Origin of the sequence: Mycobacterium sp. 852002-51613_SCH5001154, from assembly GCF_001667425.1 — a bacterium.
Classification (GTDB): domain Bacteria; phylum Actinomycetota; class Actinomycetes; order Mycobacteriales; family Mycobacteriaceae; genus Mycobacterium.
In genome coordinates this window covers 16,271-34,006 of the sequence record NZ_LZII01000055.1, presented here as the reverse complement: position 1 = coordinate 34,006, position 17,736 = coordinate 16,271, and the positions used below count along the sequence as shown (strand labels likewise).

5 protein-coding genes are annotated in these 17,736 nt (G+C 70.3%); 3 read left to right on the top strand and 2 right to left on the bottom strand.

Annotated features, from left to right (window positions below):
* Positions 1 to 13: 13 nt before the first annotated feature.
* A complete protein-coding gene (locus A5750_RS15010; protein WP_066954580.1) occupies positions 14 to 1,456 on the bottom strand; it encodes an amidase family protein in 1,443 nt (480 codons plus the stop codon).
* Between the two features lie 300 nt (positions 1,457 to 1,756).
* Between A5750_RS15010 and A5750_RS15005 the strand changes: the two genes are divergently transcribed.
* The 3 genes from A5750_RS15005 to A5750_RS14995 are packed head-to-tail and all read left to right on the top strand — an operon-like array spanning position 1,757 to position 16,998.
* Complete coding sequence (locus tag A5750_RS15005) at positions 1,757 to 3,418, top strand: acyl-CoA dehydrogenase family protein (RefSeq protein ID WP_066954577.1); 1,662 nt, start codon at positions 1,757 to 1,759, stop codon at positions 3,416 to 3,418.
* The gene (locus A5750_RS15000; RefSeq protein ID WP_067263790.1) at positions 3,415 to 11,469 is read left to right on the top strand and encodes a type I polyketide synthase; all 8,055 of its coding nucleotides are present in this window, start codon (positions 3,415 to 3,417) and stop codon (positions 11,467 to 11,469) included. Before A5750_RS15005 ends, A5750_RS15000 begins: the two co-directional genes overlap by 4 nt.
* A gap of 12 nt (positions 11,470 to 11,481) precedes the next feature.
* Positions 11,482 to 16,998 carry a biotin carboxylase N-terminal domain-containing protein gene (locus A5750_RS14995; RefSeq protein WP_067263786.1) on the top strand — a complete coding sequence of 1,839 codons (5,517 nt, stop codon included), beginning with the start codon at positions 11,482 to 11,484 and terminating at the stop codon, positions 16,996 to 16,998.
* Here A5750_RS14995 and A5750_RS14990 read toward each other — a convergent pair.
* Entirely contained in the window at positions 16,987 to 17,736 is a 750-nt protein-coding gene (locus tag A5750_RS14990) for a 4'-phosphopantetheinyl transferase superfamily protein (protein ID WP_156659577.1), read from the bottom strand. The genes A5750_RS14995 and A5750_RS14990 overlap by 12 nt on opposite strands.

The window sequence follows — 17,736 nt, the reverse complement described above, 5'->3', positions numbered from 1 at the left end:
TGGGGAGCCAACCCTAAGCCGGTGTGCGATACCGCGCAGCCGGTGGGCGGTGCTGTGCCCACGGGCGCACCGACTCCAGTTGCGCGGCAAGCGAAATGAGCGTCAACCCATCGTTGGGCCGCCCCACCAGATGGACCGCTTCGGGCAGCCCGTTCGGCGAGATTCCGACCGGGACCGACATGGCCGGTTGCCCGGTGTAGTTCTGCGTCGGGGTGAATGGCATGAACCCCAACACCCGCGCCATCGCGCGAGTCGGTCCCAGCCCCTCGAGGTGCCCGACGGGCACCGGCGGCTTACCCAATACCGGCGTCAAGAGCACGTCGAAATCGGCGACGGGCCGCAGCCCGCGCTCGCTCATTCGGTCGCGGGCGGCCAGCGCGCGGCGCGCCAGCCAGTCGGGGATCAGCCGGGCGGTACGTCCCTCGGCCTGAATCCGCCGCTCCAACAGCTCGGGTGTGGGCAGCCGCTCGATTTCATCGGCGAGGCCGTGCATCATCAGCGCGAACACCGAAAGGACGGCGGCCGGCGGATAGACCGGATCGCGCTCGACGACTTCGTGGCCGAGCGAGCGCAGCAGCTCGGCGGTCTCCAATACCGGTCGGCGCACTTCGTCGCTGACCGGCACCGGGATGACCGGTTTGAAGGACATGGCGATCCGCAGGCGCCGTGGCTCGCGCGACACCGCCTCGATGAGTGTCGGCGGCGGTGTCGCAGAGACGATTTCGTCGTTGGGCTCCAGGCCTGCCATCGCGTCGTGCAGCAGCGCCGCGTCGGCCACACTGCGGGCCAGTGCACCGATGTGATGCAGCCCGTGGAATCGGTAGGCCCGCTCCGGCGATTGCTTGGTGCTGATCCACCCGCGCTGACCCTTCAGGCCCACCACTCCGCAGCACGCGGCCGGGATGCGAACCGACCCGCCGCCGTCGGTGCCCAGCGCGCCGGGCACCATGCCGGCCGCCACTGCCGCCGCCGAACCGCCGCTGGAACCTCCGGTTGTCCGTTCCAGGTGCCAAGGATTGCGGGTAACACCCCAGGTGGGGGACTCGCACATCGGGACGGCGCCGAACTCGGGCAGATTCGTCTTGCCGATGATCACCGCCCCGGCTTCCCGAAGGCGCCGCACGGCGGCGCTGTCGCGGCTCACCGGGCCGGTGTCGATCGCGGTGCCGCACATCGACGACACTCCCGCCACATCGGTGTCGTCTTTGACCGCGATCGGCACGCCCGCCAGCGGCAGCACCTCGCCTGCGGCCAGCCGGCGTTCGACCTGCGCCGCTTCTGCCAGCGCCTGCTCGGCGAGCACGACCCGAAACGCATTTAAAATCGGATCGAGTTGAGCGATCCGCTCCAAGTGGAACTCCACCAGCTCTCGCGGCGAAACCTCGCGATCGCGCACCAGCTGCGCCAGCCGCGCCACCCCGGCAAAGCCCAGGCCCTGATCATCAACGGCGGTCATGCACGCCCTTTCGCGCCAACCCCCCGTCGGACTAAATACCCCGCCGAGTGTACGCACACCTTGACCGATGCCGCCGAGAACGAATTCATGCAGGCCAGCGAGGACTTGTCTCCTGCGGCAATAGGACTTTCGGCTCTCGTCCGCGATACCCGGAGGGTCAAAGAATGACTAGAAGCAGCGGTGGGAGGGGAGTCACTGCCTGCCAGGGAGGACATTTTCAATGGAAAAGTCCATGTCGTCCGCCGCGTTTGGCACGTGGCGCTTGATCGTCATGGCCAGTTGGGGGCCGGGGGCAAAGCGATGACCACCGACGTCGGCCTGGACCGCGACAGCCTCGAAATGATGCTGGCCTCACTCGATGATTTTCTCGCCGAGGCCCTGCCGGACGCTCGCCGGTTGGACCTCGACCACGACGACGTCTGCCCGGAGGAAACCGTTCGCGCGATGTGCGGTGAAGACCTCGGCGTGCAGCTGGTCTTCATCCCGGAGGAGTACGGCGGATTCGGCGGCGGGGCGTTCGACTCCTACCGTGTCTGCGAACGACTCGCCCGGTTCGACATCGGCGTAGCCACCGCCGTGCTGGCCACGTTCCTCGGCAGCGACCCGATCGTCGTCGGCGCGACCGCGCAGCAGCGCAAGGAGTGGCTGGGGCGCATCGCCGAACGGGGCATTCTATTCGCTTACGCCGCAACGGAACCCGAGGCGGGAAGCGACCTGGCCGCGATGAACACCACCGCCACACCGGTGGAAACCGACGGTCAGGTGACCGGCTACCGGCTCAACGGGCGCAAACAGTGGATCAGCAACGGCTCCATCGCGGATGCCTACTCCGTCCTGGCCCTGGCGCCGGGCGGACCGTCCTGGTTCGTCGTGGAGAAGGGCACCCCCGGCTTCTCGTCGGCGCCCCCGGAGGACAAGCACGGCATCCGGTTGTCCGACACCGCAGCGCTATTCCTCGATGACGTGCTGGTCCCGGCGGAGCACTTGGTGGGCCGGGAGGAGGGCCACGGACTTGCCCAGGCCCAACAGGTTTTCGGCTACACGCGGGTGATGGTCGCCGCATTCGGGCTCGGTGGCGGCTGGTCGGCCCTGGACCGGGCGATCACCTACTCCACCGAGCGGGTGCAGGGCGGCGCGCCGCTCTCGAACAAGCAAGGCTTTACCCACAAGCTGATCGTGCCGCATGCGGTGCGGCTGGAGGCGGCACGCGCGTTCATCGAGGAAACCGCGACCCGGATCGACAGCGGCGAGGGCGCCGGCGGCGCGCTCAACACCGAGGGCGCGATCGCCAAATACCTGGCCACCGAGGCCGGTAACGCGGCCGCCGAGGCCGCGATCCAGGCACACGGCGGATACGGCTACACCCGTCCGTACCTGGTGGAGAAGATCAAGCGCGACGTCCGGATCACCACGATCTACGAGGGCACCTCGGAGATCATGGAGATGACGATCGCGCGCGGCCGCTGGCAGCAGCACCTCAAGACGTCCGGCGCCTATTACCGCGACGCGGCTCGCGCACTTGACGATGTCCCCGGTGAATGTGGCGGGCCCACGGCGGCGCTGGCGCTGGAATGCCTTGCCGCCGTGCTGGAATCGTGCCGCGTCGGCCGGCTAACGCGCAGCCAGCACGTGTTGTTGCGGCTGGGCGAACTGATCAGCTACGCCGAGTGCGCGGGCGCACTGGCCCGCCGCGCCGCCGCGGCGGCAACCGGTGCGTTGCCGGAGAAATCGGACACCCGCTTCGACGCGGCCGCGCTGGCCGCCATCAGCCGGGTTTTCGCGCGCGACGCGGCGCTGAAGGTCGCCGAGGAGGGCTCACGGTGGGTGACCGGCGCCGGGACCGGGTCCGACCTCGCCGTCGCGCTGCCGCTCGACCGGGTGCGGGCCGCCCAGGCCGGCCTGCTGGATGACATGGACCGGGTGGGGGACGCGCTGTATCGAAGAGAGGCCGGATCATCATGACGACCACGCAACAGGAGCCGATCGCAGTGGTCGGCGTCAGCGCGATCATGCCCGACGCGCCCGACGCCGCCACCTTCTGGGCCAACATCAAGGCCGGCCGCTACAGCATCAGCGACGTGCCGCCCGAGCGCTGGGATCCGGAGCTTTACTACGACCCCGACCCCCACGCGCCCGACAAGACCTACTCCCGAATCGGTGGGTGGGTCCGCGACTTCACGTGGGAGCCGCTGGCGTGGCGGCTACCCATCCCACCGGCGGTCAGCGCGCAGATGGACGACGGTCAGAAGTGGGTGGTGGCGGCCGCCCGTTCCGCCCTGCTCGAAGCCGGGTGGCCCGACTGGACGGTGGACCCCGAACGAGTGGCGGTCATCATCGGCAGCGCCATCGGCGGCGACAAGCAGCACCGGACCAACCTGCGGATCCAGTTTCCGGCGATGATTCAAAAGTTATGCACCGCACCGTCATTCGCGGCGCTGCCGGAACCGGTGCGCGACGCCGTGCTCGCCGAGACCCGGGCCTCGTTCCTGGGTGGAATCTCCGAAATCACCGAGGACACCATGCCCGGCGAGCTCGCGAACGTGGCAGCGGGCCGGGTGGCGAACCTGTTCAACTTCCGCGGCCCCAACTTCACCACCGACGCGGCTTGCGCCTCGGGACTGGCCGCCATGTCGGCCGCCGTGCGGGGATTGCAGGCCGGCGACTTCGATGCCGCCGTGACCGGCGGCCTCGACCGCAACATGGACCCGGCGGGGTTCGTGAAGTTCTGCAAGATCGGTGCGCTGTCGGCGACCGGCACCCGCCCATTCGACGCGGGCGCCGACGGCTTCGTAATGGGTGAGGGCGCAGCGCTGTTCGTCCTCAAGCGGTTGTCCGACGCGGAACGCGACGGCGACCGGATCTACGCGGTGCTGCTCGGCATCGCCGGCTCCAGTGACGGTCGTGGCAAGGGCATCACCGCGCCCAATCCGGTGGGCCAGCGGCTCGCGGTGGAGCGCGCCTGGGCGGTGTCCGGCCTCGATCCGGCGGCGGCAACCTGCGTCGAGGCACACGGGACGTCCACCCGGGTGGGTGACGCCACCGAACTGGCCAGCCTCGCAGACGTTTTCGGTAAGGCCGGCGCGCAGCCCGGTTCGATCGCGCTGGGCTCGGTCAAGTCCAACATCGGCCACCTCAAGGGCGCGGCCGGTGCCGCCGGCCTGTTCAAGACGGTGCTCAGCCTGCACGACAAGGTGCTGGTGCCCAGCCTGCATTTCGAGCAGCCGAACCCCAACGTGGACTGGAATGACATCCCGTTCCGGGTCAACACCGAACTGAGCGAATGGCCGGCACCGGACAACGGGGTGCGGTGCGCCGGGGTCAGCTCTTTCGGGTTCGGCGGCACCAATTTCCATGCCGTGCTCGAGGAGTATGTGCCCGGTCGGCATCGCCCGCCGGGGGAGGCCCGCTCCTACCCGGGCGCGACCATCGAGCAGCGCTCCGCGCCGGCGACGGACGCACCCGTCGCGGCGAAGGCCCCGCTGCGGGGCGCGGCGGTGGTCGGCGGCGCGGATGACTCCGACGTCGCCGCACAGCTGGACCGGCTTGCCGCACGGGCGTCGGCCGGCCAGGCCCCCGCGGTGGCCCCACCGGACCCCACCCTGGCGAGCGCGCCCGTTCGGGTTGCCATCGACTATGCCGACGCGGCCGACCTCGCCACCAAGGCGACGAAGGCAGCCGGCGCGCTGCGGCACGGTGACCCGGCCGTGTGGCGGATGCTGCGGGTGCAGGGCGTCTTCGTCGGCCGCGGCGCACCGGGCAAGGTCGCGTTCCTCTATACCGGTCAGGGCTCGCAATACGTCAACATGCTTTCCGACCTGCGCGCCCGGGAGCCGATCGTCCAAGCGATGTTCGACGAAGCCGACCGCGTCACCAGACATCTGCTGGACAAGCCGCTCACCGACTACATCTTCACCGACAGCACCGATGAGGCTGTTGCGCAACGGCTCTCGCAGCAACTCATGCAAACCGAGATCACCCAGCCGGCCGTCCTGGCCACGGATCTCGCCCTGGCCCGGCTGCTCGATGCCTACGGCGTGCGGCCGGACATGGTGATCGGCCACAGCCTGGGCGAATACGGCGCCTTGATGGCCGCCGACGCGCTGTCGCTGGACGCCGCCCTGGAAGCCGCCAGCGTCCGCGGCCGGGCGATGGCCGACCTGCCCGGTCCCGACAACGGTGCGATGGCGGCCGTGACCGGTCCGCTGTCCGAGATCGAGCGGATCGTCGGGGCCACCGACGGCTACGTCGTCGTCGCCAACATCAACAGCACCAATCAGGCTGTCATCGGCGGCGCCACCGACGCCGTCGAGCGTGCCGTCGCCGCACTGCAGGCCGCCGGCATGAGCGCCTCCCGCCTCCCGGTCAGCCACGCGTTCCACACCGCGATCGTCGCGCCGGTCAGCGAACCACTGAAGACCGCCCTGCGCCGGCTCGGCATGAGCGCGCCCCGGCTGCCGGTGGTGTCCAACGTGACCGGTGACTTCTATCCGGCGGACGCCGACCTCGACACCGTGCTGGACCTGCTCTCCCGTCAGGTGGCCTCGCCGGTGCGGTTCGTCGACGGACTGCGCACGTTGTACGACGCGGGCGCCCGCGTCTTCGTCGAGGTTGGCCCGAAGAAGGCGCTGCACGGCTTCGTCGAAGACGTGCTCGGTGACGATGTGTTGGCGCTCTTCACCAATCACCCGAAAACCGGCGATGTCGCCTCGTTCAACCGGGCGCTGTGCGGGCTGTATGCCGCCGGGCTGGGATTCGGCTCGCCTGCCGCGGCGGGTACGGCCACCGCCGCCGTGGCGAGCGCCCCGCAAGCCGCAATGCCGGATGGGAGATCCGCGATGATCAGCGAAGCACCGGTGGTGATCACCGGTGCGGCGCTTGGGCTGCCCGGTGTCGAGCGCGTTTTCGACGACGAAAACGTCGCCCGGATCCTCGACGGTCAACAGTTCATCGACACCATCCCGCACCGGCTCCGCCGGTCGATGCTCGACCGGCACATCACCCGCCTGGTCAAGCGGGAATCGGGCGACCCCACGTTCGAGACGATCGACAACGAGGCCGACGTCATCAAACTGGCCGGGCGCAGCGCACCGCTGGACGTGGTCGCCGAGTTCGCGGTCGACACCGCCCGCGATGCCGCGCTGGACTCGACCACCAAGCTGGCGATCGGGGCGGGCTTCGACGCGCTGCGCGACGCCGGAATCCCGCTGGTCATGCACTACAAGACCACGACGCTGGGCACCCAGCTGCCCGACCGGTGGGGGCTGCCCGACTCGATGCGCGACGACACCGGCGTCATCTTCGCCTCCGCGTTCCCGGGTTACGACAACTTCGCCCGCGACCTCGAGCACTACTACGTCGACCGGAGCAACCGGGAGCATCTCCTCGCACTGGAGGCGGTGCGCGCCCGGATGAGCGGCGACGAACCGGCCGTGACGGAGGTCGACCGGCGCATCCACGAGCTGCGTCACGCGTGCGAGTCCAACCCGTACCGGTTCGACCGCCGGTTCATCTTCCGCTGCCTGGCGATGGGCCATTCACAATTCGCCGAGATCATCGGCGCGCGCGGGCCCAACACGCAGGTCAATGCCGCATGCGCGAGCACCACGCAGGCGACCTCGCTCGCCGAGGACTGGATCCGGGTCGGCCGCTGCCGCCGGGTGATCGTCGTCTCCGCCGACGACGCCAGCTCCGACGCCCTGCTGCCCTGGCTGGGGTCCGGCTTCCTGGCGTCCGGCGCCGCCGCCACCGACGACATCGTCGAGGAGGCCGCCACTCCGTTCGACCGGCGGCGGCACGGCATGATTCTCGGCATGGGCGCGGCCGCCTTCGTGGTGGAGTCCGCCGAGTCCGCCGCCGAACGCGGGCTGCAACCCATCTGCGAGGTCCTCGGCACCGTCACCGCCAACAGCGCCTTCCATGGCACCAGGCTCGACGTCGAGCACATCGGCGGCGTCATGGAACACCTGGTTGCCCAGGCCGAAGCTCGCGGCGTGGACCGCCACGCCATCGCGCCGAACACCGTGTTCGTCTCACACGAGACATACACGCCGGCCCGCGGGGGCAGCGCCGCGGCCGAAATCAATGCCCTGCGAAGGGTTTTCGGGTCTGACGCAGACGCCGTGGTCATCACCAACACCAAGGGCTTCACCGGGCACGCGATGGGCGCCGGCATCGAGGACATCGTGGCGATCAAGTCGCTGGAGACCGGGCTGGTTCCCCCCGTCCCGAACTTCAAGGAACCCGACCCGGAGCTGGGCCGGCTGAACCTGTCGGTGGGCGGAAGCTATCCGGTGCAATACGCGCTCCGGTTGGGCGCCGGGTTCGGTTCACAGATCGCGATGACGCTACTGCGCTGGACCCCGGTTCCCGACGGCCGTCACCGGCCCCCGGACGAACTCGGTTACGAGTACCGGATCATCGACCGCACCGCCTGGCGGCGCTGGCTCGCGCAGGTGTCGGGCAGGCCCGATGCCGACCTGGAGATCGTGCAGCACCGGCTGCGGATCGTGGACACCGGAGCGCCGGTGCCGGCCCCGCGGGTTCCGGTAGCCGCCGAGGTGCCCGCCCCGGCGCAGGAACCGGCCGTGCTGTCGGCGCCGGAACCGGCCGTGCTGTCGGCGGCGGTGCCCGCGGGGGACGAGGTCATCGATGTGGTGGTGGGCACGGTGGCGGAGTTGACCGGCTATCCGCGTGAATTGTTGGATCTGGACTTGGATTTGGAGGCCGATCTTGGGGTGGACACGGTCAAGCAGGCCGAGATTTTCGCTGCGATTCGGGAGCACTACGGGGTGGCTCGTGATGAGAACCTCAAGCTTCGTGATTTTCCCACGCTGAACCATGTGATCGCCTGGATCCGCGACAAGGCCGGTGTGGCGGCTCCTCCCGCCGAGGCGTCGGCCCCGGCGCCGGCCCCGGTGGCGGCCGCCCCGGCGGTCCCGGCTGGGGACGACGTCATCGATGTGGTGGTGGGCACGGTGGCCGAGTTGACCGGCTATCCGCGTGAATTGTTGGATCTGGACTTGGATTTGGAGGCCGATCTTGGGGTGGACACGGTCAAGCAGGCCGAGATTTTCGCTGCGATTCGGGAGCACTACGGGGTGGCTCGTGATGAGAACCTCAAGCTTCGTGATTTTCCCACGCTGAACCATGTGATCGCCTGGATCCGCGACAAGGCCGGTGTGGCGGCTCCTCCCGCCGAGGCGTCGGCCCCGGCGCCGGCCCCGGTGGCGGCCGCCCCGGCGGTCCCGGCTGGGGACGACGTCATCGATGTGGTGGTGGGCACGGTGGCCGAGTTGACCGGCTATCCGCGTGAATTGTTGGATCTGGACTTGGATTTGGAGGCCGATCTTGGGGTGGACACGGTCAAGCAGGCCGAGATTTTCGCTGCGATCCGGGGGCACTACGGGGTGGCTCGTGATGAGAACCTCAAGCTTCGTGATTTTCCGACGCTGAACCATGTGATCGCCTGGATCCGCGACAAGGCGGAGGCGCAGGCCCACCCAAAAGCGCCCGCTGAGGCAGCGCAGGCGGCGCAAAGCGCCGTCGCGGTGCCGCCGACCATCGAGGGCGACGTTGCCGCCACCGACCGGATCACCCGACGGGTGCCCGTACCCGCGCTGCGACCCGAGCTCGCGGCCTGCGTGCCCACCGGAGTCACGCTCGGCAAGGGCACGCGCGTCGCCGTCATGGGCGACGAAGGCGGCGTCGCCGATGCGCTGACTGCCCGGCTGACCCGGCTCGGCGTCGACGTGGTCGCGCTGCGGCCCGACGACGACGTCAGCGCCGTCCTGAGCGACGAGGTCGACGGCGTCTACTGGCTGGCGGCCCTCGACGACGAGGGCCCGCTGGAGCGCTTGGACCTCGCCGGCTGGCGAGAAGCGTTGCGGCGCCGGGTGCGCAACCTCTACACCACCATGCGGCACCTGTACGAGCGCAGCCCGTTCCTGGTCGTGGCCACCCGGCTGGGTGGATACCACGGCTACGACGCGACCGGGGCGACCTGCCCCCTGGGTGGCGCGGTCACCGGGTTCGCCAAGGCGTACCGGCGCGAGCGCCCCGAGGCGCTGGTGAAGGCCGTCGACTTCCCGGTCAACCGCAAGACCGCGGCGCTGGCCGACGCGCTGATCGATGAGACCCTGCGCGACCCCGGTTGCGTCGAGGTCGGTCACGCCGATGGCCGCCGCTGGGGCGTCGGGCTCGCGGAGCGACCGTTCTCCGCCGAGGCGAGCGAGCCTCTCGGCCCCGACCCGGTGTTCCTCGTCACCGGGGCCGCCGGCAGCATCGTGTCGGCGATCACCGCCGATCTCGCCGCGGCCTGGCGGGGCACCTTCCACCTGCTGGACCTCACTCCGGAACCCGACCCGGCAGACCCCGACCTGCGCCGGTACACCGAAGACCGCGACGGGTTAAAGGTCGAACTGGCGGATCGGATGCGCGCGCGGGGCGAGCGCCCGACACCGGTCCTGATCGAGCGGGAACTGGCCCGCCTGGAGCGCCTGCAGGCCGCGCTGGCCGCAATTCGTGCCGTCGAGGCCGCCGGTGGTTCGGCGCGCTACCACAGCGTCGACCTCACCGACGCGGCCGCGGTGGACGAAGTGATGGCGCAGGTGCGGGAGGCCAGCGGCCGCGTCGACGTCCTGCTGCACGCCGCCGGGGTCGAGGTCAGCCACGGGCTCCCCGACAAGGAGCCCGCCGAGTTCGACCTGGTGCTCGGGGTCAAGGGTGACGGGTTGTTCAACGTGCTGCATGCCGACCTTCCGCTGGGCGCCGTCGTGGCGTTCAGCTCGGTCGCCGGCCGGTTCGGCAACATGGGCCAGACCGACTACAGCGCCGCCAACGACCTGCAGTGCAAGATCCTGAGCAATTTGCGCCGCACCCGTCCGGAGGTAAGGACGCTGGCGATCGACTGGACCGCCTGGGGCGGCATCGGCATGGCCACCCGCGGATCGATCCCGAAGATCATGGCGGCCGCCGGGGTCGAGATGCTGCCGCCCGAGGCGGGGGTGGCGTGGATCAGGCGCGAACTGGGCGCCGGCCTGACCGACGGCGAGGTCGTCGTCGCCGGGGCGCTCGGTGGGCTCACCGCCGAACCGCACGACACCGGCGGCGTCAACCCGGCCTCGCTGACGCCGGACGGTCCGATGATCGGCGAGGTCGTCCGCGCCAGTGTGCACGACGGGCTGGTGCTGCACACCACCCTCGACCCGGCCACCCGGCCGTTCCTGGATCACCACCGCATCGAGGGCACACCGGTGCTGCCCGGCGTGATGGGCATGGAGACCTTCGCCGAAGCCGCGCGGCTGCTGGCGCCCGACCTGCACGTCGCCGCCATCGAGAACGTCGACTTCCGGGCCCCGCTCAAGTTCTATCGGGACGAGCCGCGCACCCTGACGGTGACGGCCCTGGTACGCCCCGACGGGGACGACCTCGTCGCCGAATGCCGGCTGTCGGCCGAACGCACACTGCCCGGCAGCGACCAGCCGCAGCGCACCGTGCACTTCACCGGCTCGGTGCGGCTGACGGCCGAGCCGGCGACCCTCGCCGACGGCGGCGCTGCTGGCGGTGGCGAAGTGCCCGCCCTGAGCCCGGAGCAGGTCTACCGGCTCTACTTCCACGGCCCGGCCTATCGGGTGGTCGGTTCGGCGTGGAGGTGCGACGACGGCGCGGCCGCCCGATTCGCCGCCGAGCTGCCACCGCAAACCGGCGAGCCGGTGCTGATCGGGCCGCGACTCGTCGAGCTGTGCTTCCAGACCGTGGGGCTGTTCGAGGCCGGCACCGAGGGTGTCCTGGCCCTGCCGCTGCATGTCGATGCGCTGCACCTGAACGGGACCCCGACCGAAGGGGCCGGGCTCGTAGCGACCGCGCGGCCGGACGGGCGCGGCGGTTTCGTCTGCACCGTCCGCGACGACGAAGGCAGGCCGGTGCTGCGGCTCGACGGATACCGCACCGTGCCGTTGCCGCAGCCACCGCCCGCGGACGTCGTCGCCCCGATCCGCGCTGTCATGCGCGGCTGAGGGAAGTTCGCTATGGACAACGAGATTCGCCGGCTGGCGATCGTCAACCGCGGTGAACCCGCGGTTCGCGCGCTGACCGCGGTGGCCGAACTCAATCAGGCCGGGGACCAACCGCCCATCCGGACCATCGTGTTCTATACGGACGCCGACGCCGACGCCTGGTATGTGCGCCAGGCCGACGAGGCCGTGCTGCTGGGAACCGCGACCTTCGCCGACCCGGCCGACGGCACCCGCCGGTCGCGCTACCTCGACCAGCCGGCGGTGATGGCGGCGCTGCGCGAGAGTGCGGCCGACGCCGTGTGGGTCGGGTGGGGATTCCTCGCCGAGCACGCGTCTTTCGCGCAGGCGTGCGAGGAGGCCGGCATCGTCTTCGTCGGGCCGGGCAGCGCCACCATCCGGCGGCTCGGGGACAAGGTGGCCGCCAAACGGCTCGCCGAGCAGGTGGACGTCCCGGTGGTGTGCTGGAGCGGCGGGCCGGTCGACGACGTGGCCCACGCCAGCGCACTCGCGACCACGCTCGGCTATCCGCTTCTGGTCAAGGCGGCCGCCGGCGGAGGCGGCCGCGGGATCCGAACGGTTTACAGCCCCGCCGAACTCGCCGCGGCACTGCCCTCGGCGCGGGCCGAGGCGCAGCTGGCGTTCGGTGACCCGACGGTGTTTTTGGAGAAGCTCGTGCCGGCCGCCCGTCACGTCGAAGTACAGGTGATCGCCGACCACTACGGCACCGTGTGGGCGGCAGGGGTCCGCGACTGCACCTTGCAGCGCCGCAGGCAGAAGGTGCTGGAGGAATCGGCGTCAACGGTGCTCGACGCCGAGGGGGAGCGGGCGATCCGCGAAGCGGCGGTACGCCTGGCCGCCGCGGCGGGCTACCGCAACGCCGGCACGGTGGAGTTCCTGGTCGACCCGGGCACCGGGGACTTCCTGTTCATGGAGGTCAACACCCGGCTGCAGGTCGAGCACCCGGTGACGGAGGTGACCACCGGGCTGGACCTGGTGAAACTGCAGCTGCACGTGGCTCGGGGCGGGCGGCTGGTCGGCGCGCCGCCGCAGGTGTTCGGGCATGCGATCGAGGCCCGGGTATGCGCCGAGGATCCCGAGGAGGCGTTCACCCCTGCGCCGGGCCGGTTGACCTGCCTGCGCCTGCCGACCGGCAACGGGATCCGCGTCGACGCGGGCGTGCGTGAAGGGGACCGGATCCCGCCCGACTTCGACTCGATGATCGCCAAGATCGTCGCCTGGGGAAGTGACCGCACCGAGGCCCTCGCCCGGCTGCGTCGTGCACTGCTCGACACCACGATCGTGGTGGAAGGTGGCACCACCAACCGCTCGTTCCTGCTGAGCTTGCTCAATCGACCGGAGGTGCGCGACGGGTGTTTCGACAACCACTGGCTGGACCGGCTGACCGCGGAGGGGGCGCACCTGCCCGCCCCGGACCCGGTCGCCCTGCTGGTCGCCGCCGTGGAGTCGTACGACCTTGAAGAGGCCGCCGAGCGGGCCGCGTTCCACGCCCGCGCCGCCCGCGGCGGTGCCGAAACCTCGGCAGAGGTGGGACACCGATGCCGCCTGCGTTACCGGGGCCAGCGATACATCGTGGACGTTTACCGCACCGGTGCCCGTACCTACCGCGTCACCGGCGCCGGCACCGCGGACGTCACGGTCTCCGACCGCGACGGCTACGAGCGGCGGGTGGTGGTCGGCGGCGTGGCGCACCGGGTGCTGTCGGTGGTGGAAGGTGCCACCCTGCGCGTCGAGATCGACGGCGTCGCGCACACCGTGTCGCGCGACGACGGGGGCCTGGTGCGCAGCCCCGGGCCCGCGTTCGTGGTCTCGGTCCTCGTCGAGCCCGGTGACCAGGTCGTCGAGGGCGACCGGCTCGCCGTGCTGGAGAGCATGAAGATGGAAACCACTCTCACAGCGCCGTTCGCCGGCACCGTCGCCTCGGTCGAAGCCGGCGCGAACGTGCAGGTGGAAGCGGGAGCGCCGGTGGTCCGCATCGCGACGTCCGACGCCCGTCAGCGCGTCGGCGCGGCCGCTGTCGACTTCACCGGCCTGCGCGTCGCGGAGCCACCCGGAACGCCGGCGTGCGAGCGCGTGTACGGCGCGCTGCGCTCCTACCTGCTCGGCTACGACCTGGATCCCACCTCGGTTCAGGCCATGCTGAGCCGGCAGCGCCGGCTGGGCGAGATCGCGACGCCCACCGACACCGACCTGTTGCGTTGCGAGGACAGCTTGCTGGACCTGTTCATCGACGTCGGGTCGCTGTACCGGCCGCGCGGCGAGGTCGAGCCCGAGGAGGCGCTCGTCGACGGCAGTACTCGGGAGTACCTGCTGTCGTTCCTGCAGTGGCTGGACGCGGACCGGGCCGGGCTGCCGGACTCGTATCGGCGCCGGCTGGAGCACGCGCTATCGCGGTACGGGGTGCGTGGGCTGGAACGCACGCCCGAGCTCGAGGAAGCCGTTGTCTGGATGTTCCGCTCATTTCGCCGGGTCGGCGAGCTGGCCGGGGCGGTGACCGCCATCCTCGAGCGCCGACTCCGCCACCGTGCCGAGCTGGCGAAGGTGGCCGACCCCGAGATGCGGTCCCGGCTTGACCGGCTGGCGGCCATGCAGGGTCGCCAGCGCAACGTCGCGGACCTGGCTCGCGATGTGCGGTTCCACTACTTCGACGAGCCGCTGCTGGCGGCGACCGTCACCCACGAGTACTCCCGTGTGCAGCGCGATCTCGATGCGCTGCGGGACGAACCCGACGGCGCCGGCCGGTCCCGCCGGATCGACCGCCTCGTCGCATGCCCGCAGCCGCTGCGTGCCGAGCTGCTGCGGCGATGGCGTTCCAGCCGCGACCCGGGGCTGCACCGGGTGTTGGCGGAGGTGTACATCCGCCGGTTCTACCGGATCCGGCGACTGCGCAACGTGGCCGTCGGTGAACATGACGGATGGATGTTGGGCAGTGCGGACTACAACTTCGAGAGCAAGCACGTTCACCTGGTCACGGCGTACGCGCCCTGGGCAGAACTGCCCGAGCTGTCCGCGGCGATCGCCGGGCAGTTGCGGACCGCCGACCCCGATCGGCAGGTCGTGGTGGATTTGGAGCTGTGGCGGCACGGCGAGGCGGCGGATATCGACACCGTCATCGCGGAAGCCGAAAAGCTGCTCGCCGGATGCCATTTCGGGCGCCTGTTGTGGCGCCTGGATCTGACCGTGACAACCCTCGACGGGGCCGCGCCGGAGCGCTTCCGCACCCACCACGTGACCTACCGGCAGCGGGACGGTCAATTCGTCGAGGACGCGCTTTATCGCAATCTGCATCCGATGTTGGCCAAGCGGCTCGAGTTGTGGCGGCTGGCGAACTTCGAACTGCGGCGGCTGCGCTCGGCCGAAGACGTGTACGTGTTCCACGCGGTGGCCCACGACAATCCCACCGATCACCGGCTTTTCGCGCTCGCAGAAGTGCGTGACCTGACGCCGGTGCGGGCCGCGGGCGGCGCGGTGCGATACCCGCGCCTGGAGCTGATGGGTCTGCTGGCTCTATCGGCGATGCAGGAAGCGCTGACCACGTTCGAGGCGCGCAACCGGCCGGCCACCAACCGGATGGTGCTCTACGTGCGGCCCCCGTGGGAGGTTTCCCGCGCGGCGTGGGACGAACTGGCCGGATCGTTGGCACCGCTGGCGGTCGGCGCCGGGCTGGAGAAGGTGGTGCTGCGTGTGCGCTACCCCGACGGTCGCGATGCCGTGCTCGACCTGGAGGGCTTAGACGGGGGCATGACGATACGCGAACGCCCGCCGGACAAGCAGCCCGTCCGCCCGTTGACGGCGTATCAGCAGAAGCTATTGCGCGCCAATCGCTTTGGTGCTCCCTATCCGTACGAGATCGTGCGGATGCTCACGCCTCCGCCCGGGGCCGTATCCCGGTTTCCCGCCGGGCGGTTCGTCGAGCACGACCTGGACGAGCAGGGCAGCCTGGCACCGGTGTCGCGGCCGTACGGGAACAACAGCGCCAACATCGTCGTCGGCCTGCTCGGCAACGACACCGAGAAAATCCCGGAGGGCATGACCCGGGTGGCGCTGTTCGGCGATCCGACCCGCGGACTGGGCAACCTGGCCGAGCCGGAATGCCGGCGCATCATCGCTGCGCTGGATCTGGCCGAGCGGATGCGGGTGCCGGTCGAGTGGTTCGCGCTGTCTTCCGGGGCGAAGATCGCGATGGACAGCGGCACGGAGAACATGGACTGGATCGCCGCCGTCCTGCGCCGTCTCATCGAGTTCACCCAGTCCGGCGGGGAGGTGAACATCGTTGTCACCGGGGTGAACGTGGGCGCGCAGCCGTACTGGAACGGCGAGTCGACGATGCTGATGCACACGCGGGGCATCCTGGTGATGACGCCGGCCAGCGCGATGGTGCTGACCGGTAAACAGGCACTGGACTTTTCCGGCGGGGTGTCCGCCGAAGACAACTTCGGTATCGGCGGTTTCGACCGCATCATGGGACCCAACGGACAGGGCCAGTATTGGGCTCCCACGCTGGCCGACGCCTGCGACATCCTGCTGCGCCATTACGAGTACACCTACGTGCTGCCCGGCGAGCGGTGGCCGCGCCGGCGCACCACCACCGACCCGGTGGACCGTGACGTGCGATCCGCGCCGCACTCCGGATGCGACATGGCAACGGTTGGCGAAATCTTCTCCGCCGAACACAATCCCGAGCGGAAGAAACCGTTCGACATGCGCTCGGTGATGCGGGCCGCGGCCGACGCCGACTCCGCGCCGCTGGAACGCTGGAGTCATTGGCGCGGCGCGGAGACCGCGATCGTGTGGGACGCCCACATCGGCGGAATCCCGGTGTGCCTGCTCGGAATCGAGTCGCACACCGTGCCCCGGCGCGGATTCGTGCCCGCGGGCGGCCCCACCTCGTGGTCGTCGGGAACGCTGTTTCCCCAGTCGTCCCGCAAGCTCGCCCGCGCGATCAACGCGGCCAGCGGCAACCGCCCGGTCGTCGTGCTGGCTAACCTGTCCGGTTTCGACGGCTCGCCGGAATCCATGCGGCGCTGGCAACTGGAATACGGGGCCGAAATCGGCCGCGCGGTGACGAATTTCCGCGGGCCGATCGTCTTCGTCGTGGTGTCCCGCTACCACGGCGGCGCGTTCGTGGTCTTTTCGACGAAACTCAACGACCGGCTGGAGATCGCCGCCGTCGAGGGCTCATTCGCCTCCGTGATCGGCGGTGCACCGGCGGCCGCGACCGTCTTTGTCCGGGACGTCGAGGCGCGCACCGATTCCGATCCGCGAGTCCGCGAGGCCACCGAAACAGCCCGCGACGCAATGGGTTCCGATGCCGCGAGCGCGCGGGCCCACCTCGCCGAGCTCACGGCGGCGGTCCACGCCGAGAAGCTCAGCGAAGTGGCCGACGAGTTCGATCGCGTGCACACGGTCGAGCGCGCGCTGGCGGTCGGCTCGGTCAACCACATCATCACCGCCCGCGGGCTGCGGCCCTACCTCGTCGACGCGCTAGACCGGGGAATGTCAACCCTGTAGCGGCCGGTCGAGCCAAGAATGCCGCGGTTGGGCCGCCGCCAGCACGCCGGGATCGCCAAGGGCGGCAGGCGGTTCGGCCGCCGCCGCGATCACCTCAGTGGCCACCGTGAGCACGAAACGACCGTCTCGCCGCCACCAGCCCGGAAATACCGTCCCCTCCGCGGCGCGCACCGTCAGCTCGCCCCAGCCGTCACCGCGCGGGGCCGCCAGCGCCACCTCCAGGGAGCGGGTGTCCCGGCGCAGTCCGGTGCGCAACACCTTGAGCGCGCTTTCTTTCGCGGACCAGATCAGGTTCGCCGCCATGTCTCGCTCTTCGCCGGCGGCGCGCGAGGCAACGAGTTCCTGCTCGGTCGCGGTGAGGAAGTCGAGAACGAAGCCCGGTGTGCGTGGCTCCACCAGCTCCAGGTCGCAGCCGACCGGCGACTCCGCGCCCTCGCCCGCCGCCGGGCGCGCCACGCAGACCGCCCAACCCGCGCGGTCGGTGATCGACACCTCCAACTCGAGCGTGGTTCCCTCGACGCACACGTATGGGGCGCCGCTGGGCGCGTTGCGGATCTCGATGCCGGCGAGGGCCGCCGGGTCGGTGGGCCGGCCGCTCACCGCGGCGACGGCGTGCTTGGCGACCAGCCGCCGGAGCAGATATTCGCTGCGCCGCTTGGTAAACCGCAGCGCGGCCAGGCTGGCCGCCTCCGCCGGCGTCAGCCATTGTTCACCGGCGGGCAGGTCGTCCTCGCCCAT

Excerpts from the sequence above, each read along its gene's own strand:
- A5750_RS15005 (WP_066954577.1), top strand. The coding sequence starts at position 1,757 with ATGACCACCGACGTCGGCCTGGACCGCGACAGCCTCGAAATGATGCTG.
- A5750_RS15000 (WP_067263790.1), top strand. The coding sequence starts at position 3,415 with ATGACGACCACGCAACAGGAGCCGATCGCAGTGGTCGGCGTCAGCGCG.
- A5750_RS14995 (WP_067263786.1), top strand. The coding sequence starts at position 11,482 with ATGGACAACGAGATTCGCCGGCTGGCGATCGTCAACCGCGGTGAACCC.
- A5750_RS14990 (WP_156659577.1), bottom strand. The coding sequence starts at position 17,736 with ATGGGCGAGGACGACCTGCCCGCCGGTGAACAATGGCTGACGCCGGCG.
- A5750_RS15010 (WP_066954580.1), bottom strand. The coding sequence starts at position 1,456 with ATGACCGCCGTTGATGATCAGGGCCTGGGCTTTGCCGGGGTGGCGCGG.